The 15152-nt window shown below is 54.5% G+C and carries 17 protein-coding genes, 1 tRNA gene and 3 pseudogenes; 7 read left to right on the plus strand and 14 right to left on the minus strand.

Annotation, left to right across the window (positions count from 1 at the left end):
* Positions 1-99: 99 nt before the first annotated feature.
* A complete protein-coding gene (locus RHM59_RS25420; protein ID WP_416195082.1) occupies positions 100-804 on the plus strand; it encodes a methyl-accepting chemotaxis protein in 705 nt (234 codons plus the stop codon).
* Between the two features lie 151 nt (positions 805-955).
* Here RHM59_RS25420 and RHM59_RS07340 read toward each other — a convergent pair whose 3' ends face one another.
* Together RHM59_RS07340 and RHM59_RS07345 are read right to left on the minus strand one after the other, a co-directional pair.
* On the minus strand, positions 956-1564 hold the full coding sequence (locus tag RHM59_RS07340; RefSeq protein ID WP_322286297.1) for a cysteine hydrolase family protein: 609 nt from the start codon (positions 1562-1564) through the stop codon (positions 956-958).
* A gap of 14 nt (positions 1565-1578) precedes the next feature.
* Positions 1579-1704: pseudogene (locus RHM59_RS07345) on the minus strand (LysR family transcriptional regulator); the annotation flags it as partial.
* A gap of 12 nt (positions 1705-1716) precedes the next feature.
* Between RHM59_RS07345 and RHM59_RS07350 the strand changes: the two are divergent.
* Positions 1717-1870, plus strand: a pseudogene (locus RHM59_RS07350) (SDR family oxidoreductase); the annotation flags it as partial.
* Positions 1871-2047: 177 nt separating this feature from the next.
* Positions 2048-2137, plus strand: a tRNA-Ser gene (locus tag RHM59_RS07355).
* Positions 2138-2250: 113 nt separating this feature from the next.
* Here the strand turns inward: RHM59_RS07355 and RHM59_RS07360 are convergent.
* From RHM59_RS07360 to RHM59_RS07380, 5 genes and pseudogenes are all read right to left on the minus strand, one after another.
* Positions 2251-2592, minus strand: a pseudogene (locus RHM59_RS07360) (site-specific integrase); the annotation flags it as partial.
* Positions 2593-3152: 560 nt separating this feature from the next.
* Positions 3153-3554, minus strand: coding sequence for a type II toxin-antitoxin system HicB family antitoxin (locus RHM59_RS07365; protein WP_322286298.1), 402 nt, complete (start codon positions 3552-3554; stop codon positions 3153-3155).
* A 54-nt stretch (positions 3555-3608) separates the two neighbouring features.
* Positions 3609-3791: a type II toxin-antitoxin system HicA family toxin gene (locus RHM59_RS07370; RefSeq protein WP_322168889.1), complete on the minus strand. Its 183-nt coding sequence runs from the start codon at positions 3789-3791 to the stop codon at positions 3609-3611.
* A 515-nt stretch (positions 3792-4306) separates the two neighbouring features.
* On the minus strand, positions 4307-4573 hold the full coding sequence (locus RHM59_RS07375) for a type II toxin-antitoxin system RelE family toxin (protein WP_005730593.1): 267 nt from the start codon (positions 4571-4573) through the stop codon (positions 4307-4309).
* Positions 4557-4784 (minus strand): hypothetical protein, encoded by a 228-nt coding sequence (locus RHM59_RS07380; protein ID WP_005730594.1) that lies wholly within the window; start codon positions 4782-4784, stop codon positions 4557-4559. The genes RHM59_RS07375 and RHM59_RS07380 overlap by 17 nt, the downstream gene beginning before the upstream one ends.
* Positions 4785-5945: 1161 nt before the next feature.
* Here RHM59_RS07380 and RHM59_RS07385 point away from each other — a divergent pair.
* On the plus strand, positions 5946-6203 hold the full coding sequence (locus RHM59_RS07385) for a hypothetical protein (RefSeq protein ID WP_322168873.1): 258 nt from the start codon (positions 5946-5948) through the stop codon (positions 6201-6203).
* Positions 6204-6374: 171 nt separating this feature from the next.
* Here RHM59_RS07385 and RHM59_RS07390 read toward each other — a convergent pair whose 3' ends face one another.
* Positions 6375-6614, minus strand: a complete 240-nt coding sequence (locus RHM59_RS07390) for a DNA-binding protein (RefSeq protein ID WP_322170849.1) — start codon at positions 6612-6614, stop codon at positions 6375-6377.
* A gap of 89 nt (positions 6615-6703) precedes the next feature.
* Between RHM59_RS07390 and RHM59_RS07395 the strand changes: the two genes are divergently transcribed.
* Positions 6704-7048 (plus strand): transcriptional regulator, encoded by a 345-nt coding sequence (locus tag RHM59_RS07395; protein ID WP_322286682.1) that lies wholly within the window; start codon positions 6704-6706, stop codon positions 7046-7048.
* A gap of 40 nt (positions 7049-7088) precedes the next feature.
* Here the strand turns inward: RHM59_RS07395 and RHM59_RS07400 are convergent, their stop codons facing one another.
* Both RHM59_RS07400 and RHM59_RS07405 read right to left on the minus strand, forming a co-directional pair.
* Positions 7089-7235 carry a DUF6021 family protein gene (locus RHM59_RS07400; RefSeq protein WP_416195083.1) on the minus strand — a complete coding sequence of 49 codons (147 nt, stop codon included), beginning with the start codon at positions 7233-7235 and terminating at the stop codon, positions 7089-7091.
* Between the two features lie 338 nt (positions 7236-7573).
* Entirely contained in the window at positions 7574-7732 is a 159-nt protein-coding gene (locus RHM59_RS07405) for a hypothetical protein (RefSeq protein WP_322286299.1), read from the minus strand.
* A 263-nt stretch (positions 7733-7995) separates the two neighbouring features.
* On the opposite strand from RHM59_RS07405, the gene RHM59_RS07410 reads away from it, so the two are divergent.
* Positions 7996-8694, plus strand: a complete 699-nt coding sequence (locus RHM59_RS07410; RefSeq protein WP_322286300.1) for a hypothetical protein — start codon at positions 7996-7998, stop codon at positions 8692-8694.
* Positions 8695-8750: 56 nt separating this feature from the next.
* On the opposite strand, the gene RHM59_RS07415 is transcribed toward RHM59_RS07410, so the two are convergent.
* Both RHM59_RS07415 and RHM59_RS07420 read right to left on the minus strand, forming a co-directional pair.
* A complete protein-coding gene (locus RHM59_RS07415) occupies positions 8751-9440 on the minus strand; it encodes a dihydrofolate reductase family protein (protein WP_322168864.1) in 690 nt (229 codons plus the stop codon).
* A 74-nt stretch (positions 9441-9514) separates the two neighbouring features.
* Complete coding sequence (locus RHM59_RS07420; protein WP_322286301.1) at positions 9515-10453, minus strand: NADP-dependent oxidoreductase; 939 nt, start codon at positions 10451-10453, stop codon at positions 9515-9517.
* A gap of 343 nt (positions 10454-10796) precedes the next feature.
* Between RHM59_RS07420 and RHM59_RS07425 the strand changes: the two genes are divergently transcribed.
* On the plus strand, positions 10797-11936 hold the full coding sequence (locus RHM59_RS07425; RefSeq protein ID WP_322168858.1) for a glutathione-independent formaldehyde dehydrogenase: 1140 nt from the start codon (positions 10797-10799) through the stop codon (positions 11934-11936).
* 49 nt (positions 11937-11985) lie between these two features.
* Here the strand turns inward: RHM59_RS07425 and RHM59_RS07430 are convergent, their stop codons facing one another.
* Positions 11986-12771: a sulfite exporter TauE/SafE family protein gene (locus RHM59_RS07430; protein WP_322168855.1), complete on the minus strand. Its 786-nt coding sequence runs from the start codon at positions 12769-12771 to the stop codon at positions 11986-11988.
* 309 nt (positions 12772-13080) lie between these two features.
* Positions 13081-15150, minus strand: coding sequence for a maltose alpha-D-glucosyltransferase (treS, locus tag RHM59_RS07435; RefSeq protein ID WP_322286302.1), 2070 nt, complete (start codon positions 15148-15150; stop codon positions 13081-13083).
* Positions 15151-15152 lie beyond the last annotated feature (2 nt).

Raw genomic sequence — 15152 nt, forward strand, 5'->3', positions numbered from 1 at the left:
CAAAGCGTGGGAGATGTCGCGCGGGTGGTGGAAAACACCTCGACGCGGGCGGTGCAGCAACAACAGATGACCGACATGGTCGCGACCGCTGTGCATGAGATGGGCCTGACGGTGCAGGAAATTGCCCGGAATGCCGGTGCCGCTGCACAGGTGTCACGCAGCACGCAGGACCAAGCGGTGTCGGCCAAACGTATCGTTGGCCAATCGATTGCTCATATTCAGGCGATGTCCGACGGTGTCGGCAGCGCAACAGGCGCGGTTGAAGCGCTGGCCACCAAGATCGCCAACATCGATCAGGTGTTGACGGTGATTCGCAGTATTTCCGAGCAGACCAATTTATTGGCCCTCAACGCAGCCATCGAAGCGGCGCGTGCCGGAGAACTGGGACGTGGATTTGCGGTGGTCGCCGATGAAGTTCGCACCCTCGCCGGTCGTACTCAGAGCGCTACCGGGGAAATTCAGCAGATGATTGGTGAACTCAAAGGCGGTGCCGACCAAGCCGTAGCGTCCATGCGGGCAGGTCAAGCCGCCACGGGCACCGGTGTTGAAGCGAGCCGCCGCACTGGTGACTCACTGGATGCCATTGCAGGGCATGTCGAGGAATTGACCGACCGTAACCATCAAGTCGCCGCCGCCACAGAGCAGCAAAGTTCGGTCACCGAAGAGATCAACCGCAATGTTCAAGGCATTGCCGACCTTGCGCAATCGACGGCGAAAGACGTGCAGATTTGCCGCGAGGACTGCCTGAAACTGTCGAACAAAGCCGACCATCTGGCCTCACAGATGGCGCGGTTCAAATTGTAGGCCGTGTCGATGGCGCCGTACAAAAACACATAGGAGCGCGCTTGCCGCGATGGAGCGCGAAGCGGTCCCACTAGGCAGACCCGGTTTCGACCGAAAGAATCGAGCGGCTGATTTACGACTGCTTCGCAGCCGATCGCGGGCAAGCGCGCTCCTACGGTTGGCCAGTGTTTTTACTGACAGCACCGTGCAACCGTGACCACCTCCCAAGCGCGTCCAATACCTCATTCGTCGCCACCACCGTCGCGTACTCGCCATGCAGGTTACCCAGCGACATGGCATGCACTTCTTCGGCGGTGTGCGGATTGCCGAAGAAGTCGGGCTGATCGAAGGTGAAGCAGGCGTCATGCACGACCAGTACGTCAAACCCAAGATTGCCGCCACTGCGCGCCGTCGACTCTACTGAGTTGTTAGTCACCACGCCGACGATGACGATTTGGCTGATCGAATCGGTGCGCAGCTCACTTTCCAATGACGTCCCACAAAACGCATCGGGTGTTTGTTTTTGCCACTCGCGCTCGCCTTCCACCGGCAGAAACTCAGGTTGATAGTCGACACCCGATTGCTCCGGCCAGAATACGGAGTCTGGGGACCGGGAAAAATGTCGGACATGAATAACCGGACGCTCAGTCGCGCGCCAAAGGGCCAGCAGCCGAAGCATCTGCAGCTCGGCATGAGGGTTGTTGCGCCGTCCCAGCTTCGGATGATTGATGCCCTTTTGCATATCAATCAGCACCAGCACTGCGTTGGATTGAATATCCATATGATCCTTGTCCTCTAGAGGGCGCTGAATACCTGCGCCAGGTTTTGATTGGCAAACTGCTCGATCACAAAGTCGACAAACACCCGAGTCTTGCCGGGCAGCAGGTTATGTTCGCTGTAGTACAGCGAGATACTACCGTCGAAACCTTCGGCGGTAACTTCGCCGACTCATTAATCTCACTGCTTGCCGTCGGTCCGCCACGGCACCGGCGACAAAATCGCCAGCTTCGTCACCTACCTGGCCGGCCCGGAAGCGGGCTACATCACCGGCGCGAGCCTGACCATCGACGTCGGCTTCGGCGCCTGATAACCAGCAAACGTCAGCCCATGGCACGGCCCCGGACTTCCCACGAAGCCGAGGCCGTGTTGCATTTGAGCGTTATCCGCTTTAAGCACATGAAAATTCTGAAAAAAACTTTTGCCTTCGTCAAAGGTTTCGACTACATTAGCGCGCCTCGACAGACCGAATGGTTTGACGAGATACGGTGAGGTGTCCGAGAGGCTTAAGGAGCACGCCTGGAAAGTGTGTATAGAAGAAATTTTATCGAGGGTTCGAATCCCTCCCTCACCGCCAAACATGAAATACGCCAAACCCCTGAATTCATTAAAGAATCTCAGGGGTTTTGTGGTTTTAGAGGGCTGAAAAAAATACGTTTTTACCCATATGGGAACAATATGGGAATAGCGCTAGAGTTTTAGGGCATGTTCGAGGATGCCGATGACGTCTGGTCCATCCTCGTTAATCCAAGTGCCGTAGTGCTTGCGGATCATGTTTCCATTGGTATGACCCATCTGCTCCGCGATCCAGTCGATTGAAGCGACGCCGGTACTCAACAGTTGGCTGGCATACGTATGTCGGCACTGGCCAGGCCCTCGGTATCGAACACCTGCGTTTTTCAGGTGGGCAACGAAGAAGCGTTCTCGAATGCTGAGATCACTAGCGTGGGGCTCACCAGTGACGGTGTTCACGAACACAAAATGGAGTTTGTGATTTCTGACTGTTCGATTGTCCCGCTCGACAATCTCTACAATGTCCGCCTCCCCCCCTTGGGTGATCGCATGCACTTTGCGTAACGCGTCAAAGTAGATTCGGACTGAATTGCCCCGAGCTTCGACGCCATTAGTCATGTAGTCCCTTACTTTTATATCGATGCAAAAACGGAAAGCCAATGGTTACAAAAAAGGCCCGTTTCCGGGCCTAGAATGTTGAAGCGTTGGTTCTAGTGGACGCCGTTCAGCGTTTCTGCTGAGCGGTTCGCCGGGCAGCATTCAATGCATGGCGCTGCTTGCTGCACTTGGCATCATTTCCACAGGCACGCCATTTTCGACAAAAGTCACAAAGGCTTGTGTGATCAATGTTCCAGGGAAAGCGCTTGATGCTGTTCGCCGGATTTGATTGATTTGGTGGGGGAGATGAATGCGGCGATTGCGGTGCATGTTCACGGACCGACACCGCCGCCGGATAGTGCGGCGGCGTTTGCTGGGTATCAAGGTAAGGCTACGGCGTTGGTAGGCCAGTTAAAACCCATCACCCTGTAAATAATAAGGGCGCCAATCGGCGCCCTTATTATTTACAATTACCGCTTGGATTATGCACATAACTCGCGTAGCGCGGCGGTGGCCAAAAAACCCGAACGTGAAGCATAACGATGATCTTTCATTACTTTCTGATCAATGCGATTCAGCAGGTGCTCAGGCAGCGAAGCGTTGAACCGTACAGACTTGCCCAAATACGGTGTAAGGTCAAAATCCACTACCGCCCATACGCCCCCTGCGAAGTCTGGATTGTCCAGGTGAGCGTCGACTTCCAGTGCCTGCGGCAACGTCTCGTCATCCGCTACCAGACCTTCCAGATGCAGAGCCAGCGCTTCGCTTACGTTTTCCAGCGCCTGCGAGAAGGTTGAACCGCAAGAGAAGCAACCCGGCACATCAGGGACAGTTACCCCGTATTCGGAATCCGCGTCTTTGTGTATTACGACTGGAAATTTCATTTCGTCTTAGACCCCTTGGTGGTCCTCAAAGGACCCCGGTGTTACATGCCGACCTCACTTGAGGCCGGCAGACTTCAGTATGTTGTTCAGCGTCCCTTTAGCTATGTCGGACTTGGGGTGCGGCACTGTTACCCGGCCCGGTTTGGTAGAGTGTTTGAACTGGTGGTGACTGCCCTTTACCGCCACTTCAAACCCTCCATCCGCCAGCATTAAGTCAATCACTTCCCTACTTCGCATCGTTCCCTCCACCCTTGCCGACGTTGTGTATCGTACACACGACTTTGATTTGAATCAGCAGCCAAATACACACCGTACACACTGCTGCGTGCAACGGTTCGCATTGGGTGAAAACTGTGCATCGAAAAAAAATGGGGGAAGGAACGCACTTTTCCCCCTCCCGCCGACGGGCTTTGTGTTCGTTTTTTATGCAACCGCAGGTGTAGTGCAAACGAAGCTGTGACTCAGGCGGGCCGTGGGGCTTAGCGGGTAATTGCCGATTTCATTTTGTGCAAGGTTTTGAAGAGAAGTGAATCGCGGTTGCACTGGGACGCTGTCGTCGCTTGGGAAGACGGGGAGCTGGAGACCTTGGTTTTGCGGGGCCGCAATTTGGAAAACGCCAGTTTCGGGACATTTTCCATAATGAGATCGCTAACGGCCGGGCAAATACGAGGATTGCATCGGAGTGGTGGCCAGAGAGATGAAAGCCCCGCAGGACATGGCTTCAACTGGACGTGCCAGCGGGTTACGTTGGTTCAACGGTAAACTTCTCGACGGTTGCCAAGCTGTACAACCAGTATCCGTAAAGCACCGTCCTGAATCTCGCAGATTACTCGAAAGTCTCCTACGCGATACCGCCACAAGCCACCCAGTGGACCTGTAAGCGCCTTGCCAGTAGTTCTCGGATCATCCCTGCTGGACACCCGCTCATCCATAAAATCAAGAATGCGCTTCGCTGACTGCTTGTCGAGCTTGCGCAACTGTGTTTTGGCCGTGTCGGTATAATCAATCGTCCAAGCCAAGGTCTTTCCTTACGTCCGCAGCAGAGTGAACGACCTCTGTATTTTTACGGACACGCTCCAGGACTTCAGCCGCGAGGTAGTAATCCTCAAGGTCAGTAAGACCATGATCGATGATTTCGCGCAGATAATACGCCTTGGTACGCCCGGTGCTGGTCGCCAAAAAATCTAGGCGCTGCTCGGTTTCGGGTGCCAAGCGAATGGAAGTGGCCATGTCTAAGGCTCCTATGTAATACGTGTATTCACATTATCACAAATCTACGCGGCAGCACTCAAGTAGGTGCAGGCCGAATGCCTAGCGTACGACTTTTTCCAAATTCTGTGCCCCCCCTATGAGACCAATCTGTTTATTGCCGCAAAAGAAATAAAAAAAGGCGTCCAGAGGACGCCTTTTTTGTGTGCTTGAGGAGTAGTCGCAGCGATTCTTTAGCTCCTAGTCTTGGACCTTGGGTTCAGAATCCGGCAAGCATGCTTGCCGTCACTACTTCAGAGAAACCAGCTTTCTCTGCTGCCAAAAATGCGGGGGGGCAAACAACTGGTGCCCAGTCCTGACGAATGCGCAGTTGCAGTCCTCGTGGATAACCATGGGACAACGTCGTCCAACAGTCAACCACCTAACGTGCAAAACGACGCATGGGGGCCATCGAAAATGTCCCACTGACCGATTCGGAACGAAGCCCATATCGTTCAGGCATGGCTAGTTTTCAGGTCACGCTGAAAAGTGAGGATTAATCGCCACCCTATGCGAAACGGTGGCCAAAATACTCTACAGACCACGGAATACGTGGCTTTGACACATGGCGATCAAGTCGCCACCTAGGCTATCTGGAAAGGCATTAAAATAAAAATTCTATATGAATCAGCAGGTTATGAATTTTGAAAAAGTCCTCTCCTGATAGCCCCAAAAATAGTTAGGGTGGCGTCAAAGTGGCAATCGGCGAATCCATGGGAACACCATGGGAAAAAACCAGCTCACCCACCTCCTCTACAGCCCTTATAAACCGGGGGCCGCGTGTGCCAAATCGTCGATCGGGCAGGTTCGAATCCCTCCCTCACCGCCACATTGAAACAACACGAAGCCCCTGAATTCAGCGATGAATTGCAGGGGCTTCGTGGTTTCTGGGGTTCTAAAAAGAACGGCTTCTGGCCGGACCTTGACGTGGCTGAATTCAAAAGGGTTACCGTGCGCCAGCGGAGTCAAACTACTCCCACTGCCGGATTTTGGCTGCCAAGTAAGAAATGTCGACCCCTAGACGCCCTTCAGCTCAGTGCAAGACGTCTATGCCCTCTCACAAAAAAAAGCGCAAAAAAGGAATTTGGCAAAACGCCAGCAGTCACACTGCACTAACCTATTTATTTTCCTGGGGAGGCTGCTATGTGGAAACGACGCAGATCAAAGCGTGTTGAACACGATCTCGCCGATGCGGCTGATAACCTTCGGGAAGCCGTGAATGTGCTTTTGGACATTTCGGTTGAGCTCATCCAAGGCGGGAATGGCAATGCCCTCAAGTCAATTGCGGGCGTTATCGTGGCCCTGCAAGACGATGAAGTGATCCTTCGCGAACACGCAGCGAGCTTGAAAACGGTAGCGGGTGGTCGCCGAACGGGTGACAAGGTGGCCGGTGAGCCTTGAGGCGCTAAAATGCGGCTGCCGCTGCGTGCCCGTTCAAAAACGCCTAATGGGTTTTTAACTCGCACACACGCAATCCTCGGCACAGGTAAACAGGCTGATGCTTAAACACTGGTGAGTGGCCTACTGAGTAGGGCACTCGGTCAACTCGCGACGCGTAGGTAAGCAAGCAAACTATTCAGTTTGCCCGGGAGCCATATTAGCGATCACTGGGTCAGGAGAGATCACGCCGATCTTCATCCCTAATAACACCGCAACCTTGTGCGATTCTCCCCGTCGGCCCTTCTTGTGGCCGGAAAGTATTTGATAGGTCGTAGACGGGTCAACGCCGTGATCCCGTGCAAAATCCTGTACCGTCTTACCTTGTTGTTCCAACCAAGCCTTGGCTTGTGCCGCCGTTCGAATGCCAGACATAGGCAAATCCATCCAAATTCGTTCAAACTGGTTTATAAATAATCTATCGGCCACCCGAAAGAATAGAGCGATCTGCATTGAACATTCAAGTGAATGGAATTGGTTTCCGACTAAGGAAAGAAAGAGAGCGCCTAGGGCTTTCTCAACGAGCCTTCGGCAAAAGCGGTGGTGTAGCGACTAACGCACAGGGGAAATACGAGGGCGGCGATCGTGTGCCCAAAGCCGTCTACTTTGCAGCGCTAACGGCCATTGGTGTAGACGTGCTCTATGTCTTGACGGGCGCCAGGGCGCCTATACGCTTTGACAACCTCAGCCAGATAGAACAAAGCGTGCTGGCTAATTTCAGGTCCTTGCAGCCGGACGACCAGGAAGCGGTGAAGCGTCTGACAACTACCATCGCCGATTTATCAGCGTTGTATCCGACAGCCGGCTGATACCAATACCCAAAAACCCTCGCAGTGGACGCGGTCAGCATTAGGGTCGCAGGTCACCCAGCGGGTCGTAATCGTTGCTCTGGTTTTTTTTGCGGTCAGGGTCTTGGATGTCACCCGGCACTATTGCCGCACCGACTGGGTCTACCTGTGGGTCCGATACGTCAGGTGACTCCGGGTCAAAACCCAACTCGTCTTCACCCGGTGATGAGCCAGAGGCTTCCCAATCGTCTGCAGCGGGATCGCGCTGCGGAAAATTATCAGGTGCGAGGTCTTCAGCATCTGGATCAATATCGTTTGCAACCGGATTGGTTTCGAATGAATCCGGATCGAGATCTTCTATGTCAGGATCCTGGGACGATTGGGCACTGCGCTGATACGTGGGATTACGGTCCATAAACACCTCTGTTTGAGCCGCTAACGGTTGGCCCTAAATTTTTGAAAGGTGATCAGGACGCGTGTTCGAAAGCATCAGACGATCGGCATTAAAAACCCGGCGTTTAACCGGGTTGGCCCTCATCTCTGGATTTAGGCTTTTGGCGCTGGCTTGAGACTATCCAGGCGACCACTTTCGAGCAATTCCTTGTATTTCAGTGCGTCAACCTCGTTGTGATACACGCCTACTAGGACATCGCCCTGATATACATCCCACATGCGCAACATCGCATTGCTAGCATCGTGAGACATATTTTTCTCCTCGCGTTCTATAACGGTAATAACCATATTTTACTGATCCCTGACTGACTGGACACTTACTTTTCTACACTTTTAAGCGCCTGATTTCCACATCATGGGTAAAATTTCTCGCGCCAAAATCTGTTACTCCGCCGGTATCAGACCTATCGGCTGAACGTCCGTGACAACACCGCCTTGGTCCACTAGATTAAGCACCCCCGAAATGCCTGATGCTTTTCGCGCCCCACATTCAAGTCAATGAAATAGTGAAATTAATGCCTGACTCCCATACAGAAGAAGCCGTAATCTCCTTGTCCTCGAAACAGGAGTACGAAAACGCAATCAACCTTTCACAGCACGTGTCACAAGCCAAAACCGTCAGCGAGATGGTGTTGGACGCTTTTCACACGGCCAAAGAAAGCGAGCAGATCCGCCAGCTGCGAGCGGCGATTCGCCAAGCCCAAGATGACGTCGACGACGATAAAGCTTACGAGTTAATGGGTGAGCTGAAACAGCTTAAAGACGCAGAAGCTGCCGACGCCGAGGCCTTGTCCGACCTGAGCAGCAAATTCTCGATCAGCCGAATTCTGTTCAGCTACAAGGACGATCCGGCATTTCAGGAATTGGTGTACAGCTTGGCGCTTAAAGTGCTCAACCAGACGCACCAGGCTGTCAGCAATCCCGTTGCTAACAAAAGCAAAATCGCCCGCGTGAAAAAAGAGATCGAAGCTTTCACCATCAGCAAAGACGGCGTAAGCCTCACCCTGCCGCTTCGCACGCCACGCGCCAAGCCCAATGTCGACCGTGAGGCCTTTGAGTTCCTCGGGTTTACGTTCGTCGGTGAAGGTGATTCAGCCGAACTGGAAGTCGAAACGTTTATGGATAACGAGGGTAATGAACAACCCGCTACCCGCAAAAATATCGTTACCGCACTTCAGCAACAAAAAGCGTTTGACGGCTATCAGATAAGCTAAACGCTAGGTCTGGTCAACCCACGATAAGAGCCAACTTGTTGGCTCTTATCGTGGACTCAGGCCGATTTTTTATAGCGCAACCACACCCCGCCACCTTCCTGAACGTCTGCCGAAACCAACGTCAAATAGGTCGGTTGCGTCCAGGCATCACTGGCCACTTCAAACGAAGCAGGATGCTCGCCGCGGCCATCAATCAGCGGCAGGAGCAGCACACTGACTTCGTCTATCAGCCCGGCGTTAACGAACGAGCCGCTGACGTGAGGTCCGCCTTCGACGATCAAGCGCGTGATACCTAGCTCAACCGCCAAGAGGTCGACAACCTGCTGCAGATCAATCTCGGCCTTGCCGCCAAATACGTATGACACATTGATCGACTGTAAATAAGCCAAGTAATCGTCAGTTACGCTTTCAGTGACCACCTCCACTACATGCGAACCTAACGCCTGATTGTTCTTCCACGCCACCTTGCCGCGAGGGTCAATGGAGATTGCATAGGTAGCAGCGTCGCGCTGGGCAAAGTGGTGGGTGCGGGGGATCGGCGCCTTGGCCAGTCCCTTGGGATAATCGTCCCCGTGGGCGATTTCCTGCATGGTGACCCGCCCGCAGGCCCACGCATCGAACTCGAACTGTTGAGCCAGTTTTTCATACAAATCACCCGCGCTCTTTTTGAACGGGCGATCCCAGCCGTCCGTTAGGGCGTGACCGTCGAGGGACGACATCATGTGGCAAATGACATAAGGCTTCATGAACAACTCCGAAATTTCCTTGGGTGAACGGTTAGCAATCCTCTAGCGCCCTGCGGCAGACGACAGACGGCTGATCAGAATGTTTTGACTTCAAGCACGATCTTGCCTTCGACATGCTCGTGTTCAAGAAATTGCTGCGCTTGTTTGGCGTTATCAAGCGGGAAGGTTTTATATAGCGCTGGTTTGACCTTGCCAGCACTGATCAAGGCGACGATTTCGGCCAGTTGCAGACCACTGGGCTGGGTGGTGAAGCGTACGCCGCTTTTACCACTGGCTTCGGGTATGTCTTGTTTGGGTTCTTCAAGGGTCGAGACCAGAATCCCGCCTTCGCGCAAGACGGCCCACGAGCGGCGCTGTGTTTCGCCGCCGACCAGATCAATAACCAGGTCCAGGTCAGCGCACACCTCTTCAAAACGCTCGGCATCGTGATCAATCACCCGATCCGCACCCAGCGATTGAATGAACGCCAGACTCTTCTGCGATCCGGTGGCGAACACTTTGGCCCCATGGGCCTTGGCAAACTGCACTGCAAAATGACCAACGCCACCACTGCCACCATGAATCAACACCTGTTGGCCCTCCTTCAAATGGCCATGGCTGAACAACGCCTGCCAAGCCGTGTGCGCGGCGAGAGGGACGGTAGCAGCCGTTAGCAGATCAATATCTTCCGGCACCTTGCACGCGTACTCGGCTTTTACCCGCGCAAATTCGGCATAGCCGCCGTCTGCGCCAATCATCGCAATCACCCGGTCGCCCTCCTTCATTCCAAGCGCTGACGATCCCATGTGCTCAACAATACCGGCCACTTCACGACCAAGGGTCAGCGGTAACTTATCCGCTTTGACGACCGGATATTTTCCCTCGCGAATTTTATAATCGACCGGGTTGACCCCGGCTGCGACCACCCGAATCAACAGTTCTCCCGACGCGGCTTCTGGAATCGGAACCTGTTTAATCTGAATGACCTCGGGTCCACCGAATGTTTCTATCCTCACTGCCTTCATGGTTTGCATGCCTGCTTCCTCTTGATAGGGCCTGTAGAGGACAGACTTGAGGACTAGCAACGGGTTCCCGCCTGCGGACGGATGAATTGATAAGGCGTTAGGTTGGCGATGCAACTATCTGTAGGCCAACTTGTTGGCGAAGGTCCTTGGGACTTGTCGCACCTTGGGCAGCGCTCATCAAACACGGCATAACCCGTTGATAATCGATAATTTAATTGTAGGAGCTGCGCCAACCCGACCATTTGTCTGCCTTTTCGCAGTTTCTTTGAACACCCGGCTTTTCGTGAAAGACCAATGACATGAACAACCCAATACGCCCTGAGCGTGTCAATGAGTTCATTCGGAGAGCCTCATGAAAGCGATTATTTACAACGGACCTCGCGACGTCAGCGTTCAAAACGTGCCCGACGCCAAAATACAAAAACCCACCGACGCGCTGGTCCGCATCACGACTACCAATATTTGCGGGTCTGACTTGCACATGTATGAAGGCCGCACCAGCTTTGAAACCGGGCGAATTTTTGGTCACGAAAATCTCGGTGAAGTCATTGAAATTGGTGCAGGTGTCGACCGAATCAAAGTCGGCGATCTGGTATGCCTGCCGTTCAACGTGGGTTGCGGTTTCTGTGAGAACTGTGAGAAAGGCCTGACCGGTTTCTGCCTCACCGCCAACCCAGGCGCTGCCGGAGCAGCTTACGGGTTCGCTGAAATGGGCCCGTATGAGGGCGGTCAGGCGGAGCTGTTACGCGTGCCTTACGCCGACTTCAACTGCCTGGTGTTACCGGAAGACGCCAAAGAGCGGGAAGACGATTACGTGATGCTCTCGGACATATTCCCCACCGGCTGGCATGCCACCGAGTTGGCCGGTTTAAAACCTGGCGAAAGCATCGCGATTTATGGTGCTGGCCCGGTCGGTTTGATGGCCGCCCACTCGGCGATGATCAAAGGCGCCTCACAAGTGTTCGTTGTCGACACCCATCCCGATCGGTTGAAGCTGGCGGCACACATGGGGGCTACACCGATTAACGCGGTGGAGAAAAAAGCAGTCGATGAGATTCTTAACCTGACTCACGGCAAGGGCACAGACAGGGGCTGTGAGTGTGTCGGCTACCAGTGCTGCGATGCCCATGGTCACGAAGCGAACCACCTGACGATGAACAACCTGGTTGCTTCAACCAAGGCCACGGGTGGGATCGGTGTTGTTGGGGTGTTTGTCCCGCAAGATCCAGGTGCCAAGAATGAACTGGCCAAGGAAGGCAAGATGGCTTTTGACTTCGGCGCATTCTGGTTTAAAGGCCAGCAGATTCGTACGGGGCAAGCCAACGTCAAGGCGTACAACCGGCAGCTCGCCGAGTTAATTCACCACGACCGAGCCAAGCCATCGCAAATTATTTCGCACCGACTGAAATTGTCTGAAGGGCCGAGCGCCTACGAGCACTTCGATGCGCGGGATGAAGGTTGGACCAAGGTGGTGTTGAAACCTGCGGCTTAAGGTTGAAGCAGTTGCCGCCCAGGTGTAGGCCCTGAGCGGCACGTCACCATCAAAACGCCAGGTTGTATCCAATGCACGCCAGCATGACGGCTAGGCACGGACGTAATAGGTTGTCGGAGATGCGCCCGGTTAACTGGCTTCCGATGTAGATCCCCGGTAGAGAACCCATCAGCAAGAAACCCAATACATGCCAGTCCATATTGCCCATGCTCGCATGGCCTAACCCCGCTACCAGCGTCAGGGGAACCGCGTGGGCGATTTCAGTACCGACCAAGCGTCTTGTTGGCAAGAACGGGTACAGGATAAACAATGCCACCGTGCCTAAGGCCCCTGCACCTATGGAGGTCAACGCCACCATCGTCCCGAGAATCAGACCGGTGATCACGGTCAAGGTGTTGAGGCGAGTACCACTGAGGCTGTAGTCACCGCCAGCGCGCTTATGGGAAAACTCAAGCAACTGCTTTTTGAAGAAGATGGCCAAAGCAGTGACCAACAAGACGAAACCCAACGCCTGCTTGATCAGAGCGTTCATGGTCTGGGGAGCCGTATGTAAACTGCTCAGGTACCACAGCGTTAGCACAACTGCCGGGACACTGCCGAGGGTAAGCCAGCCGGTGACCGCCCAATCGATGTTCTTATTCTTTCGATGAACCAACACACCGCCAGACTTAGTGATCGCCGCATACAGCAAATCTGTCCCCACCGCCGTGGCCGGGTTGATCCCGAACCATAGGAGAATCGGCGTCATTAACGAACCGCCACCGACGCCTGTCATCCCGACGATAAACCCGACGGTCAAGCCTGCAAGCACTAATCCGAAATTACCGAAATCCATTACATGTCCCACAAATCAGCGCGAGCGCATGAAAAATCTGGCCCGCAGCATAACGACCTTTCCTCCCTCGGCTTATATCAAAACGGTCTATCGTTAGATCGCTGTGAGCTTCGTTGATGGGTAGCCGTCGCACAGCTGCTCATATGATTCGCCGCTGATGCCGGTAAAGGGCACATCATGAATACAGCCAACTGCCCCCCGGAAACCGACGAGGCCGGCTACTTGGCGTATCCCAGTCCAGAGCGGGCGTGGATCATGAAGTCGAGCATCGAGCGCTGAATGCGACACATTGGTTGCTACGAATAGCCATCAAACCATCGGCAACGTAATACTGACTACCCGCAACGCCAACCCTTCATAGGCATCCAGCGTAATAGTGAACTCACCCTTTTCGGTCAAATCACCTTCAACCCGCTCGTTGATTATGTCTACCACCGGCCCCGGTGCGATGTCGGGCAGGTGCAAGGTTTCGACGATCTGCTCGTTGCTGAAGTTGAGCGCGGTGATTTGGGTGCCCTTCCCCGCTGGCAGTTCGTGAACCATGATCAGCAACCCCGGATGTTGCACGTCGGGGATCAGGATTTGGCGACTGGCAGCGATGTCGTAGGCGCGGCGCACGGCGAGGATCTTCTTTAGCTGTGAGGCGAAGGAGTCGCTGCGTTGCAGTTGGCTGGTAATGCTGCCGTACAGGGTTTTCGGACGCGGCATGTTGCCGGCGGAAAACTCGGCGTCGGGGTCCAGGTCAACCAAGTCATAGGCGCCACGGTGTATCCAGCGGGTGTCGCCGTCTTCCATCAGGTGTTGAACCTGTTCGGCCGGCAGCGTCAGGGCGCCAACCAAGTCCCAACCTGATAACGCGAACACCCCAGGCTGCATGGCGTTGTACATCACCAATAACAGGTGGATGTGTTGAATATGCAGGATGTCGGCGTCGGTGATGGCGTCGAGATCACGAATGCCCAAGGCAGCGGTAATGATACTGGCGGTGGTACAGGACACACCGTTGGTGACGAACTTAAGGTTGTACGGCGCGTGTTCCCCGGCCAAGCGTTCGTACATTTCTTCGCGGATGTGTTCGCGGAGGATGTTTCCTGGAAGGCTCTGACCCTGATAGTGAAACGTGTCGTGGGCATGCAGGGTCCAGAAATGCACCAACTCCAACGTGAGTTCATCATGATTTTGCAGGGCGTGAATCAGCGACGCGGGGTCGATACCGAACACGTGAACCTGGCGCAACATCAGCCGCAAAAACTCGGTAGTGCCGGTGAGCAGTGCATGCTGATAAGCAGGCCGAGTAATGAAGTCGTATGACAAGTCAGCCCCGCCGTGGGACATGGCGGCAATGTCATCCAAGGTCAGGTTGAGCTCTTGAAAACTAAAACCTCCTGCTTTGCGAATCGCGCCGCCGAGTAACTGGTTGCCGGTGATCGACAGTGGATGGCTCTCGGACCAGGCATTGCCCTCGGCCTTGCGCTCAACCCCAAGAAAACCATTGGCGTCCAGGCGCAAGACCCGCGCACCCATGACATCGATGGCATGCAAAGCGTCGCCAATGATCATTTGTTGCGCGGCAAACGTCGGGTCCAACCAATTGAGCGAAGGTTGGCCTTCTTTAAAATAGTGCAAATACACCCAACGCCGGTCCTTGCCGTCAACCCCAGTGACCACGCCGGTGGCGCTCCAATCGGTCTCTTTGACGCCTGGCTCGAAGAAGATCACCCGCTGCAATTGGCCGACGATGTAGTGCTTGTCCCGGAGGATATCCACCACCTCAGGCATCAAGTTCGCGGCATCGCGAGCAGGTAGCAGATCGGGCAACAGGTGCCAGTCTTCCTCACGAATTTCAACCATGTGGTACAAACCCGGATAGTCTTCGTAGGCCATTTCAGCCAAACGAAAATCCGCGCCTTTACCCGTGTGGGAGGGGATGACGTCGTCGATCATGACGGCGTTATGTGCTGCGGCGATGCGGCTCAAGCCCAGTAACTGCGACTCGGTCCCCAGTTCTGGGTCGATCTCAAAGCTGATCCGGTCGAAGTTACCGTCGATGCTCGGGGTGCGCTCGCGACCGCGCAAACCACCGGAGGCTTTTAGCGGGCCGTTGTGAATGCCCTGCACGCCGATCTCGGACAAGGCGTGCCACAAGACTTCATCGCCCAAGGCTTCCAACACCGAGCCGCCTTCGCGGGTGATGATCGACGCCGGATAGGCCGTGAACCACACCGATGCGATAGCCGACGCATCCCGAGGCCGGGCTTGGGCGTAAGGCCGCTGCCAGAGTCGGCCGTGGCCTGAATACACCTTCGCACGCTGTTTTGCCGCGTTGAGCATCGATTGCTCAACCAGCCAGTCCACATACTGCTTATCCGGGGTCGTCATAC

Origin of the sequence: Pseudomonas sp. MH10 (genome assembly GCF_034353045.1) — a bacterium.
GTDB lineage: Bacteria > Pseudomonadota > Gammaproteobacteria > Pseudomonadales > Pseudomonadaceae > Aquipseudomonas.